Origin of the sequence: Luteibacter sp. UNC138MFCol5.1, assembly GCF_900110505.1 — a bacterium.
Taxonomy (GTDB): domain Bacteria; phylum Pseudomonadota; class Gammaproteobacteria; order Xanthomonadales; family Rhodanobacteraceae; genus Luteibacter.
The window spans coordinates 89,377-104,001 of the sequence record NZ_FODZ01000001.1; the positions used below are offsets into that span (position 1 = coordinate 89,377).

The window sequence follows — 14,625 nt, forward strand, 5'->3', positions numbered from 1 at the left end:
GCGTGCCGGCTAGTGCAGGTGTGGATGGGCGCGCAGGTATTCGACCAGCCGGTCGATGAACTGGCGAACCTTGATCGACCCGAACTTGCTCTCCCGATGGAGCACGTGGATCGGCCAGGGGGCTTCCTCGTACTCCGCCAGCACGACGACCAGCCGCCCCTCCTCCAGCTCCGCGGCGACCTGGTAGGACAACAGGCGTGCGATGCCGAGGCCGGCGACCGCGGCGGTGATGGCCGCGTCGTTGCTGGTGACGGTGAGTCGCGGATGCATGTGCACCATCGTCGGGTCGTCGGCGGTGCCGAACTTCCAGTCCACACGGGGCGAGACGCCGCTCGCGGCGACGATGGTGTGGCGAAGCAGGTCGGCGGGATGGTCGGGCGTGCCGTGGCGCGCCAGGTACTCCGGCGACGCGCATAGCACGCGACGTGTGCGTCCCACCTGGGTGGCGCGCAGGCCGGAGTCGGGCAGCGGCCCGATGCGGATCGCCACGTCCATGCCCTCGTCCACGATGTTGACGACGCGATCCAGGAAGTACGCGGCGATGTCGACCTCGGGAAAGTCCTTCAGGTAACGAACGATGCACGGCATGACGTACGCCTTGCCGAACAGCACCGGTGCCGTGATGGCGAGATTCCCCCTGGGCGTGGCGTTGACGCCGGCGACGGCCTCGTTGGCTTCGGCGATGCTGGCCAGGATGTTGCGGCTGTCGTCGAGGTAGCGCCGGCCCGCGTCGGTGAGGCGCACGCTTCGCGTGGTGCGTGCCAGCAGCTTGACGCCGAGGTGCTCTTCCAGCGACGCGATGGCGCGCGTCACGGCGGCGGGCGACAGGTCGAGGCGTCGCGATGCCGCGGCGAAGCTCTCTTCCTCGCCGACGCCCACGAAGACTTTCATGAGGTGGAGCTGATCCATCGTGCGGTTCCGGACGGGCGACGGTCCGATTATTTCGCAAGGCGACGGCGAGAGGTAGCTGGCGGCATCGTTCCGCAGGGCGAAAGAGTCAATTACGCCTCGCCACGTTCCGCCCGCTCGGGCCGCTGGCCAGAATGAACCCATTCCAGGCGAAACGACGGCCATGAACGATTCCTTCTCCTTCCACCCCGGTGAACGCTCGGCGCAGGAACGGGCCGGTGAGTCCGCCATCGCGATGCGCAACCGGGCCATCGTGGCCAATTCCGTGGTAGCCGGTGCAAGACCCTTCATCGCGCAGCAGTTCATGGTGATCGTCGGGAACGTCGACGCATCCGGAAAGGTCTGGGCCTCGGTGCTGTATGGCCAGCCGGGCTTCGCGAAAACCCTCGACGGTCGATCCATCCACCTGACTCTGGCCGCTCAGGCGCGTGACCCGATGGATCCGATCTGGAGCGGTGTCGCTCCGGGCAACGACCTGGCCATGTTGTTCATCGAACTCGGCACGCGTCGCCGGTATCGCGTCAACGGCACCGTGCTTCGCGTCGACGACGAAGGGATCGAGATGGCCGTGCACGAAGCGTTTCCCAACTGCCCGAAATACATCCAGCGACGCGAACTGCGTGGGTTCGCCGATGTCGCAGCGGCCCCGCAGGCGGCTTCGGGCCGTGTGCTCCGTGGCAGCGTCCGCGATGTCGTCGATGCCGCCGACACCCTTTTCATCGCGAGCCAGCATGCCGAACACGGCGCGGACGTGTCGCATCGCGGTGGCGACGCCGGATTCGTGCGCGTCGTGGATGAGGCGACGCTGCGCATACCCGATTTCGTGGGCAACAGCCTCTTCAACACGCTCGGCAACCTCGGCGTCGACCCGCGCGCCGGCCTCGCGATCCCCGACTTCGCCGGCGGCCGGTTGTTGCAACTGACTGGACGGGCGTCCGTGCGGTGGGACGGTCCGGACGCCGCGAACGAAACCGGCGGCACCGGACGGTTCCTCGAGTTCCACGTCGATCGGTGGGTGCTTCGCGACGCGATGCCACGCGCGGAGTGGGAATACCTCGACGCGTCGCCGTTCAACCCGCATAGCTCGGCACCCTGACCATCTCTCTACGAACCTCGCGCACACCCTCAAAGCACACGGAGAAACCGCCATGAGCACCACGAACCTGAAGAAACTCCCCGTCACGTTCCATCGCCACGTCGATATCGACGGCGTCAAGGTCGCCTGGCGCGAAGCCGGCCCCGCCGACGGTCCCGTGATGCTCCTGCTGCATGGCTTCCCGACGTCGTCGCACATGTTCCGCAACCTGATCCCGGCCCTCGCGGACCGTTATCACGTGATCGCGCCGGACTACCCGGGCTACGGTGAAAGCGGCACGCCGGATCGATCGACGTTCGATTACACGTTCGAGAACTTCGGCAACCTCGTCCGCAAGCTGCTCGCGCACCTCGAGGTCGAGCGTTATGCGATGTACGTCATGGACTATGGCGCGCCGGTGGGCTGGCAGTTGTTCCTGAAGAATCCTGAGAAGCTGACCGCGCTCGTGATCCAGAACGGCAACGCCTACGAGGAGGGGCTGAAGGGTTTCTGGGATCCGATCAAGAAGTACTGGGCCGACGGCTCGAAGGAGAGTCGCGACGCGATCCGCAACCTCGTGTCGCTCGAAACCACGATCTTTCAGTACACCGACGGCGTCGACGACAAGGAGCGCATCTCGCCCGACAACTGGATCCACGACCAGGCGCTGCTCGACCGGCCGGGTAACGAGGACATCCAGATGGACGTGATGTACGACTACCGGAAGAACGTGCCGCTGTATCCCGAGGTGCAGCGTCTGCTGCGCGAGCACCAGCCGCCGTCGCTGCTGGTGTGGGGGGAGCGCGATGTCATCTTCCCCGCCGATGGTGCGCACCCGTACAAGCGCGACCTGAAGGACCTGGAGTTCCACCTCATCCCGACCGGCCACTTCGTCCTCGAGGACCGCGGTGACGAGGTGATTCCGATGATCAGGGATTTCCTGGATCGCAAGCTCGCTTAGGATGCCGTCCGCGAGGACGTCGAGCCCGGGTGGAATGCCGCCCGGGCCGCGACGAAGACGAGGCTTTCGGCAAGCGGCGGCGCATCGTCGAGCGTGCCGAAACGGCGCATGCCGACCTTCTCGAGCACGCGGATCGATGCGGCGTGGTCCGGCCTGACGAGCGCATAGACGTCGTCGAGCCGGAGCGCGCCGAAGGCGTTTTCCAGGGCCACACGCGCGACTTCCGTCGCGTATCCCCTCCCCCACGCCTCGACAGCGAAGCGGTAGCCAAGGTTGATGCGGTTGACGCCGCCGTAGTCGTAATGCGACAGGCCGCCGAACCCGATGACGTGCGCAGGCTCGTCGTTGGTCGAGACCGCCCAGGGGCCGAAACCATGATTCCGCCAGCAGGCCAGCCAGGTGTCCAGGACATGATCGGCCGTCGCCTGGTCGGGCAACGGGCCCGCGGGGTTGAACGTGTTGGTTGCCGGGTCGCCGTAGATGGCGAACACGCATGCCGCGTCGCCGGAGGCCACGGGCCGCAGTTGGAGACGCGCGGTTCTGGTCATGCGGAAACGTTACTTCGCGACGAAGTAGATCGCCAGTACCAGCACGGCGACGACGACCAGCACCGCGAGACCGACCGCCGCGAGCCGCCCGAGCACGGACGCGCCCACGTCGCTCGGTGTCTCGTCGGGCTCCGCCTGGTGCGTCACGCGTGGGTCGTGCTTGGCCATGTCGTGTCTCCGTGTCTCGATGCACCGAGTGGAGCACCCGCCCGATGCGGGTTCGGTGAAGATTCGCACGATGTCAGCGGGCGCCCGGTCCGGCCCGTCGATGCAGCAATCGGTCGAGAACCTCGTCCGCGGCGCGTGTGCCGGTCTCGAGTGCGCCATGGGCGGTGGAGAACGACGCGGCATGCGTCGCCTCTCCCGCGAAGAACAGCGTGTCCTCGAATGGCGCGGCCAGAACGGCGCGCTCGCCGGCATGAGTCGGCAGCGCGTGGCTGTAGGAGCCACGTACGTAGGTCTCGCTGCTCCACGACGAGGCGACCAGGGGGCGCAGGTGACGGCGCGCGTCGCTGCCGAGCAGGCCCTCCAGCATCCCGAGAAGAGCGTCGAATGTCGCGGCTTCGCCCTCGGCCGATACGCGCCATGCGCTCCGGCCGCCAAGGAAGGTTTCGATCACCGGACGGTCGAGCGGGCGCAGGTAGAACACCGGACTGTCCGGGTCGTGGGGATCGGCGATCAGGGCGGTTTCCGTCGGCAGGTCGATGTCGCCATCGATGCGCAGGAACAGCTTCTCGTCGCAGCCGAGGGGAAGGTGCGAGGCCGCGTGTCGCCATGGGTCGAGCGCGTCGGGAAGCCGCGGGGTGTCGCCGGTCAGGACGTTGGTCGACATCGTCAGAATCGCGGCGCGGCAACGCACGGCGCCGGACGGCGTCGACAGCGTGACGCCCCGCGCGCCGAGCGAGATAGCCTCGACCGGTGTCGCCAGGCGACACGCCACGTCCTGAGGCAGGCTCGCCGCGACCAGGGTGCCGTATCCACGTGGAACCCGCCAGTTGTTCTCGGTCGCCGCGCGCTCGTAGGCATTGTAGTCGGCCGCGGAGATGCGCTCGAGCGGTGCCCCGCTGATGTATCCGCTCATCGCCTGCAGGTAACCGTTCCAGCGTCCGTCGTCGGCGAGCGCGTCGGACGCCTTGTCCGACGCCGGCGGCGATGCCATGAGCCGATCGTGCCAGGCACGGAACGCCGCATGGGCCTCGGCCTGTTCGCTGGCGGAGAACCGTGGATGCGGCTGGGGTTTGTCCCACGCCGCGGGGCGGTGGTCGATCTCCCAGCCCAGGTCCTCGGCGATGGGCCGCCACGCGTTGCGGTCGGCCGTATGCAGCCAGCCGCAACCCATGTCGAGGGCCATGCCATCGACATGGCGTGTCCACGCGCGGCCGCCGAGGCGCTGCGACGCTTCGAGCAACCACACCGTCAGACCCTGCCCGGAAAGGCGACGTGCCGCGCCGATGCCGGCGGCACCGCCGCCGACGATCGCCACGTCGACATCGAACGTCTTGCCTGTCACCCGATGATCTCCCGGACGCCACGAGACTATCGTGGCGCGGGAGTCATCGACGCCGCGTGATCAGCCGCCGGCCTCGCACACGTCGTTCTCGCAAGCGAAGTCGATCTGGCTGTTGGCACCGACACGGATCGGGATGTTCTTGCGTGTATCCACCGTCGTGCCGTCCTTGTCGAGCGTGACGGTGTACGTCCCCATGGGCAGGTTGCCCAGGCGATAACGACCCTTCTTGTCGATCGTGGTGTCGCGGTGCAACCCCGCGCTGCTCACCGCCACGACCTTCGCCCCCGCCGGACCGTGACCGCCGATGGTGCCAGCGGTCGACTGGGCCTGCACCGGCGCGCAGATCGCCGCTCCCACGGCGACGGCGGCGACGAGCGCCACGCGGCGCATGCCGTTCGTCGAAAGTATGTGGTTCATGTGTTCCCCCTATGCATCGTTTGCTGCCCGCACGGCAATCTAAGCGATGAGGACGCCGCGGGAAAGCGGGATCGGCCTCGTCTGGAGCTTTGTTACAAAACGATACGAATGCGGCGGCGGGACGGCCGCGAATGGTGCGTCCAGGGAAGCGATCCTCGGTTCGAAGCGACCGGGTGGCGTCCCCCAGACCGTGTTTCACACAATGAACCAATACTCGGGGGTCCGAAGGGGTAGGATCGGTGGACGCGCGAGGTAGGAATCATGAAGAACATACTGCTGCAGACGACCATCGAACACGACGACAACGACTGGGCGATTGAACGGTTCAGCCTGCTGAAGGCCCATCTCGAGGGTCTCCAGGACGAAACGGGCGAGGTCGCTTTTCGCGTCACGGCCCGGAATCGCGATCCGCTGCCGCAAGACGACAGCGTTCTGTCGCGCCTGCACGAGTCGGATGTCGACCAGCTCTGGCTTTTCGCGGTCGATACCGGGCACGGCCTCACGGCCAACGATTGCGAGGGCATCAGCCGGTTCCGCCGCAGAGGCGGAGCGCTGATGGTCACACGCGATCACATGGACCTCGGCAGCTCCGTCTGCACGCTCGGTGGGGTCGGCGCGGCGCACCACTTCCACTCGCAAAACCCGGAGCCGGATCCGAGCCGGCATTGCATCGACGATCGCGAAACCACCTATATCTCGTGGCCCAATTACCACTCGGGCGCCAACGGCGACTATCAGGACGTGTTCGTCGAAGGCCCGGCGCACGCGGTACTGGCCGATCCGGAATCCGAGACGGGCGTGATCCGTTTCCTCCCCGCGCATCCTCACGAAGGCGCCGTCGGCGCGCCGCCGGACGACCCGTCCGCTCGCGTGATCCTGCGCGGAAAGAGCCAGACCACCGGCCGCGACTTCAACGTCGCCGTCGCCTTCGAGGCATCGAACGAGGGCGGCCGTGCCATCGCGCAGTCCACCTTCCACCACTTCGCCGACTACAACTGGGACGTGCAGGCGGGTTGCCCGTCGTTCGTCTCGGAGGCACCCGGCGACAAGATGCTCGCGTTTCCCGAGGCGCTCCGCTCGACGCACCGCTACGTCCGCAATCTCGCGTTCTGGCTGAGCGAACATCCGCGGACGACTGGTGCCTCCAGGGAAACATCCCCTTGACCCGGCCGTGCCTATCGCGCCTTCCGCGGGCGGCATAGCATCGAATGCCGGCGGCCGTTCCGCGTCGCCGGTCATCGTTGCGAGGTAGGCATGAACATCGTCGTCCTGGGTGGCAAGGGTGTGGTGGGACACCATGTGGTGGACCGTCTGCGTCGCGAGGGTCACGACGTGACGGTCGCGTCGCGATCGACGGGTGTGGACATCGGCACCGGCGAAGGCCTGGTCGATGCGCTGGCAGGTGCGGACGTGGTCATCGACGCGACCAACGCATCGTCGTACACCACGCAAGAAACGTTCGACTTCTTCCGGAAGGGCATCGACAACATCCTGGAGGCCGAGCGGATCAACGGCGTCGGTCATCACATCGCCATTTCGGTCGTCGGCACCGAACGCATCGACGACAGCATCTACTTTCGCGGAAAGCGCTATCAGGACGAGCGGATCCGCAAGTCGGGCGTTCCTTTCTCGATCGTGCATGCGACGCAGTTCTACGAGTTTCTCGTGGCGATCGTCGTGTCGGCCGAGCGCGAGCAGATCGTCGAACTCGCGCCCGCGTGGATCGAACCGGTGGCCGCCGCCGATGTGGCGGCCGTGATCGCGGAACTCGCGTCGGGCGATCCCCTCCTTGGTTCGGTGGAGATCGGCGGACCGGAGCGGGAACGCCTGTCCGACCTGATTCGTCGTTTCGTCACGATCATGGAAGCGCCGTGCGACGTACGCACCATCGAAGACGCCCCGTACTTCGGCGCGCGGGTGAAGGAACGCGTGTTGTTGCCCTGCGACGGCGCGAGGCGAGGCGAACTCGGGTTCCAGGCCTGGCTGTCGCAGTCCGAGTTCGCCCGCGTGGACTGGTAGGTCACCGCGTCGTTCATCGCGATCCCAACGCTCCACCGTCCGCGGTGGCCACCTGGCGGACAGGCGGTTCGTCGGCCGGGTAATCGACACGGTGATCCCGCAACACCGCGAGCAACGCCGCGTCGCGGTATCCCCCGGCGCGCAGTCGCTCGATCAGCGGCGCCGCGTCGTCCTTGCGCTCCAGCGCCAGCAGCGCTTCGGCGCGCAACGCGAGCAGGCGCGGGTCGTCCTTCTCCCTCTTCGCGTTGGCGGTGTCGCGGAAGGCGTCGACGCGCAGCGCATGCGCGGTGCCCGGGTCGGCCGAGGCGTTGGCCTGCACCAGTCGCGCGGAAGCCATGGCCAGCACCGTCGCCCGGTCGTCGGGCTGCTTCGTGCGAAGGGGAGTCAGCAGGCGCAGCGCCGCCTGGGCCTGCTGTCGCGCCGCGGCGGCATCGCCGAGTGCGCGCCACTGCGCCGAGCGCTCGACAAGCGTCTCCGCGTACTCCCGCTGCCAGGCGGCGTTGGACGGATCCTGTCGCGTCAGCCGGAGGAAGATCGACTCGGCTTTCGTGGTCAGACGGATCGCCGCGAGCAGGTCGCCGGAAAGACGGCGGAGCCGCGCCAGTTGGGTCCCATACAAGGCGATCTGCTCCTGCAGGTCGGCGTTGCTGGGGTCGAGCGCGGCCAGTTCCGTCGCTTCGTCCACGGCGTGCTGCAGGCGCTCCATTCCGGATGCGACGTCGCCCGCGAGCGCCTGCGTGCGACCGAGGATCGCCTGGACGCTGATCAGGTTGCCGCGGCGGTCGATGTTCTTCGGGTCGGCAAGCGATAGCCGGGTCTGCAGGCGCTCGTCGAGCGAGTACTTGGCGACGGCGTCCCCGAGGTCGCCACGCATCAACGCGAGCTTGCCGAGGTTGTTGTACGCGATGCCGAGCGATTCGGCCCATTCGCCGTTCGCCGGCTGCAGGTCGACGAGGCGCCGCATCAGCACGAGCATGCGCCGGTACTGCTTATCGGCATCGTCGAGCTGGCCACGCATCTCCATGACGTGCCCGATGTGGTTGTCCACCAGGGCCAGCTGGAACGTGAGCGCGGGATCGTCGGGCGTCTGCTCGAGCGCGCGTCGCAGGATCGCCTGCGCGGCGGCGTAACTCGTCTGCGCGTCGTCGAGACGGCCCTGCCGCCAGTGGACGATGCCGATGAACCCATGCACTTCCGCGAACGCGGCCTGGCTGGCCGCATCCTGCGGCCTGTTGCCCGCGAGTCGCGCCGCCAGGGGCAGCGCGGCCTGGTACGAGGCGAGCGCGTCGCCAGGCTGGCCCTGGTCGAGCCGCACGCTGCCGATCTTTTCCAGCGCGCTCACGCGCTGGGCGAGCGAGTGCGCGCTCAGCTCGTCGGCAGGCTGCGCCTGGAAATAGCGGATCGCCCGATCGTCGACGGCGGCCATGACGTCGAGGCGCGCGACCTGTGCGAGCTTGTCGTTGAGGTCGCCCAGCATGAACGCGACGAGATCCTCGGCCTCTTTCTGCCGACGCTCGGCGGCGTGCCGCGCGAGCCAAGCCTGCACCGCGAGCGCGCTCGTGATCGCCATGACGCCGGCGGCGACGACGGCGAGTGCGACGGCACGACGCGTCCGGCGCTGTACGTCCCGGCGCCCCAGCTCGTCGCTCACGCGAAAGGTAGGCCAAAGCTTTCGCGGTACCGGTCCGAACGCAGTGGGACGGCCGATCATCCTCCTCGGCACCGCGTAACTCTCCAGCGCGCGGTGCGGCCAACGCGCCCAGCCGTCGTCCTGATGGCTGTAGCTGACGAAGACGCGGTACCGGAATGCCGGAACCGGGGCGGCCTGGATCGTCACGCGCGTCGTTCCCATGGGCTGGCGCTCCCTGCACCGATGTCGGCATCCACACGGGGTGGAAGCCGGACGTGGGCGACCGGCCCTGACGGTCGCGGGCAACCACCCTAGCACCAATAAAGGGGGACGCGCGTCATACCTTTACGCGAATTGCACGTTTCCGGCGCTCTCTTGCGCAAGTCTCGGCGCACCGCTTTACCTTTGCCCGAAAAGCCTCGTATAAGCGATTCATCCTTACGCAGGCGGCAACGATGAACATCACGCTCGACGAGATCCAGAACTTCATCGCCGTGGTCGACACAGGATCGATCACCGCCGCCGCGCAGCAACTCGACCAGACCGTCTCCGCCGCGAGCCGCACCCTCGGTCGGCTCGAACAGAAACTGTCCACCACGCTGCTCCGACGCACGACGCGCCGTCTCGAGCTGACCGAGGAGGGCGAGGCGTTCCTGGAGCGTGCGCGAGAAATCGTCGCGGCCGTGGAAGGCGCCGAGGAACAGATGGCGTCGCGTCGCAGTCGTCCCGCCGGGCGACTGCGTGTGGATGCCGCGTCGCCCCTCATGCTCCACGTCGTCGTGCCGCTGGTCGCGGGCTATCGCGCGAGATACCCGGATGTCGAGCTGGAGCTGCACAGCAGCGAGGGCTACATCGACCTCCTCGAACGTCGCACCGACGTCGCGCTGAGGATCGGGCGCCTGAGGGATTCCACGCTGCACGCGCGACCCATCGCCACGAGCCGCGTGCGCTGCCTGGCCAGCCCGGCGTATCTCGCGAAGGCGGGCACGCCCCGCAAGGTCGCCGACCTCGCGAAGCATTCGCTGCTCGGCTTCACCGAGCCGGACTCGCTGAACCACTGGCCCGTGCTCGACCAGAAGGGGCAGAACGTGCACATCCGGCCGACGCTGAGTTCGTCCAGCGGCGAGACGCTCCGGCATCTCGCCCTGGAAGGGAACGGCATCGTCTGCCTTTCCGATTTCATGACACGCGCCGATCGCGCATCGGGCGCACTGGTACCCGTGCTGGAGAAACACTGGTCCGAGCACCGTCAGCCGATCAACGCGGTGTATTACCGCAACACCGCCATCTCGGCGCGCATCGCGTCATTCGTCTCGTATCTCGTCGAGGCCATCGGCGACGACGGTTTCGAGTTCTGACGATCGGCTTCCTTGCCGAATGCGCGGCCAGACGAATGCTCGCTCAGACGCCCGGCGGGTTCGAGTCGAGGACCTTGACCTTCGGGCCCGTCGATTCGGGCTGCATGCTCTCGTCGGTCGCGAGGAGGACGGAACCCGGGGTAAGGAAGGGCAGCACCTTCTCCATGAATTCGCGTGGCACGGCGACGCGATCGACCAGCGCCTCGCTGACGACCTTGCCGGCTTCGTCACCGTGGCCGGGAATGCCGATGGTGATCCAGTTCGGCATGCGCAGGCCGTTCCGTTCCGGCATGAAGCCCGCGGCGACGATGAAGGCGTGCGTGCCCACCAGTGGGTCGGTGACCTGCACGCGGCTGCGTCCGATCTCGATGCCGTTGCGCATCACGATCACGGTGCCGTCCGCGACACTCAGGACCATGGAGATCGGACCGCTCGGCGACGCATCGGGCGTCCATCGATAGGGCTGCCCATCCGCCAGCGGCGCCAGCGCGAGATCGGCGCCGTTGCGCGGGTCGATCGGAATGACGGCGCTGGGATGCACCACGGATACCGGCGCCGTTCCTTCCTCGGCCACGACGACCGTCATGCCCATGTTCGTGGTGTCGAACAGGAGGCGCGCGAACTCCGTCGGCATGTGCACGCAGCCATGCGACTCCGGATACCCCGGCAATCCACCGGCGTGCAACGCCACACCATCCCAGGTGAGGCGCTCCTGATAGGGCATGGGCGCGTTGTCGTACTTCTTCGAGTGGTGATCCTTGTCCTTCTGCAGGATGGAGAAGACGCCGGTCGGTGTTTCGTGCCCCTTCTTGCCGGTGCTCACCGTGCTGACGCCGATCAGGATGCCGTTGCGATACACGTACGCGCGCTGCTCGGTGAGGCTGACGATCACCGCCATCGGACCAGGCGACTTGTCGCGGGCGCCCCAGATCCATTGCCCGGGCTTGAGCGCGGATGGCGGCGTATCCGCCGGACTCGACTGGAGGGAGCCCCAGATGGGTACGGCGGCCTGAGCGGCCGAGGCGAGCGCGACGGACAGCGCGATGCCGATGAGCAAGCGTTTCATAACGACTCCAGATCCCCGATGCGCCGCAGGTTAGCCGCATCGGCGGACGCGTGCGAGTACGTTCGTGCCGTCGATTGTCCACGCGCTTCGTCCCGCTCCCACCGGCACCGGCGCCGGTGGGAGCCGTCTTGCGCGACGACGCCTAGGGAAGCGCCATCGCGTGTCAGGCGGCCGCGTGGACCTGACGATGCACGTGGACCATCGGGAGGTGTTCGTCGAGCATGAACGACGCGGAGGCGCCACGCCGCAGTCGATCGAAGAAGGCGGCCACGCCGGCATTGCCGGTGGCGAGGTCGCAACTCAGGCGGAGCAGTTCGGTGCCAGGCACCGCGAGCCCCTGGGCACGCCGGACGAGGAACGGCTCGATGCCCCCTGCCACCTGGCGGGCCGCGGCGACATAGGCCTCCTCACCATCCGGGAACAGCATGGCGAGGTCGAGCAGGACCTCGCCGATGCCAGCGAGGCCTTCGGCCATGCCGGGCGAAATCGCGTGCCGTCGCATGAGGTCACGCTGCATTTCCTTCGTCATATCGAGGTAGCGCTGCTCGCCGGTCACCGCGTGGAATCGCGCGGCGACGGCCGCCACACCCGCCGTGCCATGCCGGAGGTACGGGTACAGCGTCACCCCATCGACCTGCTTCGGCCAGCTGGGATCGCCATCGGGATTCGCGCGGCGTTGCGCGATGTCGAATGCCAGCGCTTCCCGCGCCGCGCGGAGGAAGCGCGCGTTCGCGCCCGCCGCGACATGCAGGTGAAGAAGGAAGAGCGCGACCCCCGAGGCGCCATGCCCCAGTCCGACCGGCTGTGGCCGGGACGAATCCCAGTGCAGCGTGCCGTCTCCACCCCGGTCGTAACCGGCGTCGTGCAACAGCGTTTCGCCCACGTCGATGGCCGCATCGAGGAAATCGTGATCGCCCGTCTCGTACCAGGCCTTCAGCCGCGCCAGGCCCCACCCCGCCATGCCGTCGTAGAGCCCGGCTCGCGCCCGGATAGCCTCGTCGAGCGGAGCCCTAAGCAACGTCAACGCCACTTCCCGCTCGCCGGCGTCCAACAGCACCCAGGCGATGCCGGCGTCGCCATACATCAGGCTCGACCCGCGGTCCCGCTTGCTGCGCGCACCGGCGAGGACATAAGAAAGCAAACCCTCTGGCGCACGGCGGCCGCCGCGCATGTAGGCATGGAGAACGCCGGCGGCACCGTGCGCGACGCCCCACGGGTGGCTCTCGAATACTTCGGGACCGGCGGGAACGAAGCGGTCCGGACGTGCCACGGACGCCATCGCGTCGATGAACGCGAAGAGCTCGCCGGCCGGGTCCATGCCGCCGGGATGTGTCGCGGGGCGCGCAGGCAACGGCCCGTCATCGCGGTGAAGCGCTTCGACCGCCTCGCGCAACGTGGCCATCGCCGCCGTCGGCGACGGACGCCGCGCGGGGTCGCTCGACAACAGCGCGTCGATGGTCTCGACGAACACCATCGGATAGCCCATGTCGCGGCACATCGTGCGCGTGAAACGCAGCGCCGCGTCGCGGTCGAGCGGCAGCATCGCGTTCATGGGCATCATCGCCGCGAGCAGGTTCGAGCCGAACGCGTATGCGTCCTCGGCGCGGGTGTCCACCGGTTCTTCACGCCGGGGGCGCGGCGATGCGAAGCCAGGCGTCCGCACGTCCAGGGGCATATCGAGCCCATCTTCGACCGCCGCCTCCATGTCGATGAGGCGGATGTCGCCATCCCGCATGACGATGCAGTTGTGGAACGACAGGTCGCCCAGCGACACACCCGCCGCATGCACGCGCTCCACCGCCTGCGCCATGCGCGTGAAAACCCGCACGACGTCGTCGAGGTAGGCAAGTACGTCCTTGCGCCCGGCGCGCGTCTTCAGCCACGGGTACCGGCGCGCGAGCCAGCTGCGTAACGTATCGCCCTCGATGTACTCCTGGACGAGATAACTGTGCTCCCAGTCCTGGAAGTGCGCGACGGGGAGCGGCGCCACGTGCAACGGCGCGAGGCGACGAAGCAGACGGAACTCCTTGCGCAACGTCGCGGTGGCGGTTTCGCCACCGCCGACATACGGCCGCGCCTCCTTGATGACGATGGGCCGGCCTTCGTCAAGATCGTCGCCCAGGTAGACGCCGCCCGCGGAAGAGAAGGTCAGAGCGCGGCGTATCCGATAGCGGCCGCCCGCGAGGTGCGCGCCGCGGATGCCCTTCGCATCGTCGTCGCGAGGAAAGGGGTCGCGCAGCCACTCGGGCAGGTGGAAGTGCGGCTTGCGCTCGTCGGGCTCCATCGCGCCGTCGGGCCGGCGCAAGAGCCACTCGCGCCGTCCATCCGCGAGGGTGCGATGCTCACCGGCGATCCCACCGTAGCGGTAGTAGAGCACCCGCGAGTCGCGGTAGCGCCGGTCGCTGAGCACATAGGGCCCCGCATAGCCGGACAAGGCTTCGTGCAGGTCTTCGATCACGCGCCGGAAGTCTTCCACGCCGCGCGGGTACACCGTGATGAACTTGCCCGAGCCGCCGCGCGGCCAGCGCTTGCCGTTGACGGCCGCGTGCATGCGTGAGTCCGCGGCGAACTTGAATGCCGTTCCCGAGGCGACCAGCGTGGCCGCGGCGATGGCGAGCACGATGCGGGCCGTCGAAGCGACGCTGGAGATGTGGATTTTCCATCCCTGGGTGGGCAGACAGGCGCCCGGTGGTGTGCACTGCATCCAGATGCCCGACCTGTGGAAGGTCCATGTGCCGGGAACGATGCGTCTTACGGGTTCAATGAAGTCGGCGGTATCGACATCGCGTCGTGCGAAGGGTTCGAAGAATTCCCGATCTACCGCCGTGTACTGCAAAAGCTCGGTGCGTCGCTCCATGGCTGCCGAATCGTCCCCTGGTGTTGTGACCGGAACCCGGCGGCGGACGAGGACTCCGCCCCATCCACCGCCTTCGCCTCCCGTCTTCCGTCGATGCCGCCGCCGCTACCCACAGCGGACGACATCACGCTTCCCGCGCGTCGTGGCGCGTCCCCTACTCTTCGAATCCGTCCGCGTTGGCGGCCGAGCAGCCTCGGTTGCTGCAGCTGCTGTAGTTCGTCGCAGTTTCGTCCGCCTGTCCCATGTCCGCTTCCAGGCGTTGTAAATCGAGTATC

Annotated in this window: 13 protein-coding genes; 5 read left to right on the forward strand and 8 right to left on the reverse strand. The window is 67.6% G+C overall.

Going from position 1 to position 14,625, the window contains the following annotated elements; all coding sequences use genetic code 11:
* Nucleotides 1–9: 9 nt before the first annotated feature.
* Nucleotides 10–909, reverse strand: coding sequence for a LysR family transcriptional regulator (locus BMY69_RS00440; protein ID WP_090174932.1), 900 nt, complete (start codon nt 907–909; stop codon nt 10–12).
* Between the two features lie 163 nt (nt 910–1,072).
* Here BMY69_RS00440 and BMY69_RS00445 point away from each other — a divergent pair, with 163 nt between their 5' ends.
* Nucleotides 1,073–2,005 carry a PNPOx family protein gene (locus BMY69_RS00445; RefSeq protein ID WP_090174933.1) on the forward strand — a complete coding sequence of 311 codons (933 nt, stop codon included), beginning with the start codon at nt 1,073–1,075 and terminating at the stop codon, nt 2,003–2,005.
* A 52-nt stretch (nt 2,006–2,057) separates the two neighbouring features.
* Nucleotides 2,058–2,945, forward strand: a complete 888-nt coding sequence (locus BMY69_RS00450) for an alpha/beta fold hydrolase (RefSeq protein ID WP_090174934.1) — start codon at nt 2,058–2,060, stop codon at nt 2,943–2,945.
* Here BMY69_RS00450 and BMY69_RS00455 read toward each other — a convergent pair.
* The 4 genes from BMY69_RS00455 to BMY69_RS00465 all read right to left on the reverse strand — a co-directional run bounded on the left by BMY69_RS00455 (nt 2,942) and on the right by BMY69_RS00465 (nt 5,420).
* Nucleotides 2,942–3,493: a GNAT family N-acetyltransferase gene (locus tag BMY69_RS00455; protein ID WP_090174935.1), complete on the reverse strand. Its 552-nt coding sequence runs from the start codon at nt 3,491–3,493 to the stop codon at nt 2,942–2,944. The genes BMY69_RS00450 and BMY69_RS00455 overlap by 4 nt on opposite strands.
* Nucleotides 3,494–3,502: 9 nt before the next feature.
* Entirely contained in the window at nt 3,503–3,661 is a 159-nt protein-coding gene (locus tag BMY69_RS19475) for a hypothetical protein (protein ID WP_175472906.1), read from the reverse strand.
* Nucleotides 3,662–3,734: 73 nt separating this feature from the next.
* A complete protein-coding gene (locus BMY69_RS00460; RefSeq protein ID WP_090174936.1) occupies nt 3,735–5,003 on the reverse strand; it encodes a flavin monoamine oxidase family protein in 1,269 nt (422 codons plus the stop codon).
* A gap of 60 nt (nt 5,004–5,063) precedes the next feature.
* Nucleotides 5,064–5,420, reverse strand: a complete 357-nt coding sequence (locus BMY69_RS00465) for a carboxypeptidase-like regulatory domain-containing protein (RefSeq protein ID WP_090174937.1) — start codon at nt 5,418–5,420, stop codon at nt 5,064–5,066.
* Nucleotides 5,421–5,681: 261 nt separating this feature from the next.
* Between BMY69_RS00465 and BMY69_RS00470 the strand changes: the two genes are divergently transcribed.
* The gene (locus tag BMY69_RS00470; RefSeq protein ID WP_090174938.1) at nt 5,682–6,584 is read left to right on the forward strand and encodes a hypothetical protein; all 903 of its coding nucleotides are present in this window, start codon (nt 5,682–5,684) and stop codon (nt 6,582–6,584) included.
* A gap of 90 nt (nt 6,585–6,674) precedes the next feature.
* Nucleotides 6,675–7,439: an SDR family oxidoreductase gene (locus BMY69_RS00475; protein ID WP_090174939.1), complete on the forward strand. Its 765-nt coding sequence runs from the start codon at nt 6,675–6,677 to the stop codon at nt 7,437–7,439.
* Nucleotides 7,440–7,452: 13 nt separating this feature from the next.
* On the opposite strand, the gene BMY69_RS00480 is transcribed toward BMY69_RS00475, so the two are convergent.
* Nucleotides 7,453–9,291: a tetratricopeptide repeat protein gene (locus tag BMY69_RS00480; protein ID WP_090174940.1), complete on the reverse strand. Its 1,839-nt coding sequence runs from the start codon at nt 9,289–9,291 to the stop codon at nt 7,453–7,455.
* A 233-nt stretch (nt 9,292–9,524) separates the two neighbouring features.
* On the opposite strand from BMY69_RS00480, the gene BMY69_RS00485 reads away from it, so the two are divergent.
* Nucleotides 9,525–10,427 (forward strand): LysR family transcriptional regulator, encoded by a 903-nt coding sequence (locus BMY69_RS00485; protein WP_090174941.1) that lies wholly within the window; start codon nt 9,525–9,527, stop codon nt 10,425–10,427.
* Nucleotides 10,428–10,470: 43 nt separating this feature from the next.
* Here BMY69_RS00485 and BMY69_RS00490 read toward each other — a convergent pair whose 3' ends face one another.
* On the reverse strand, nt 10,471–11,493 hold the full coding sequence (locus BMY69_RS00490; protein ID WP_090174942.1) for a L,D-transpeptidase: 1,023 nt from the start codon (nt 11,491–11,493) through the stop codon (nt 10,471–10,473).
* Between the two features lie 163 nt (nt 11,494–11,656).
* On the reverse strand, nt 11,657–14,350 hold the full coding sequence (lanKC, locus tag BMY69_RS00495) for a class III lanthionine synthetase LanKC (RefSeq protein WP_090174943.1): 2,694 nt from the start codon (nt 14,348–14,350) through the stop codon (nt 11,657–11,659).
* Nucleotides 14,351–14,625: the final 275 nt, after the last annotated feature.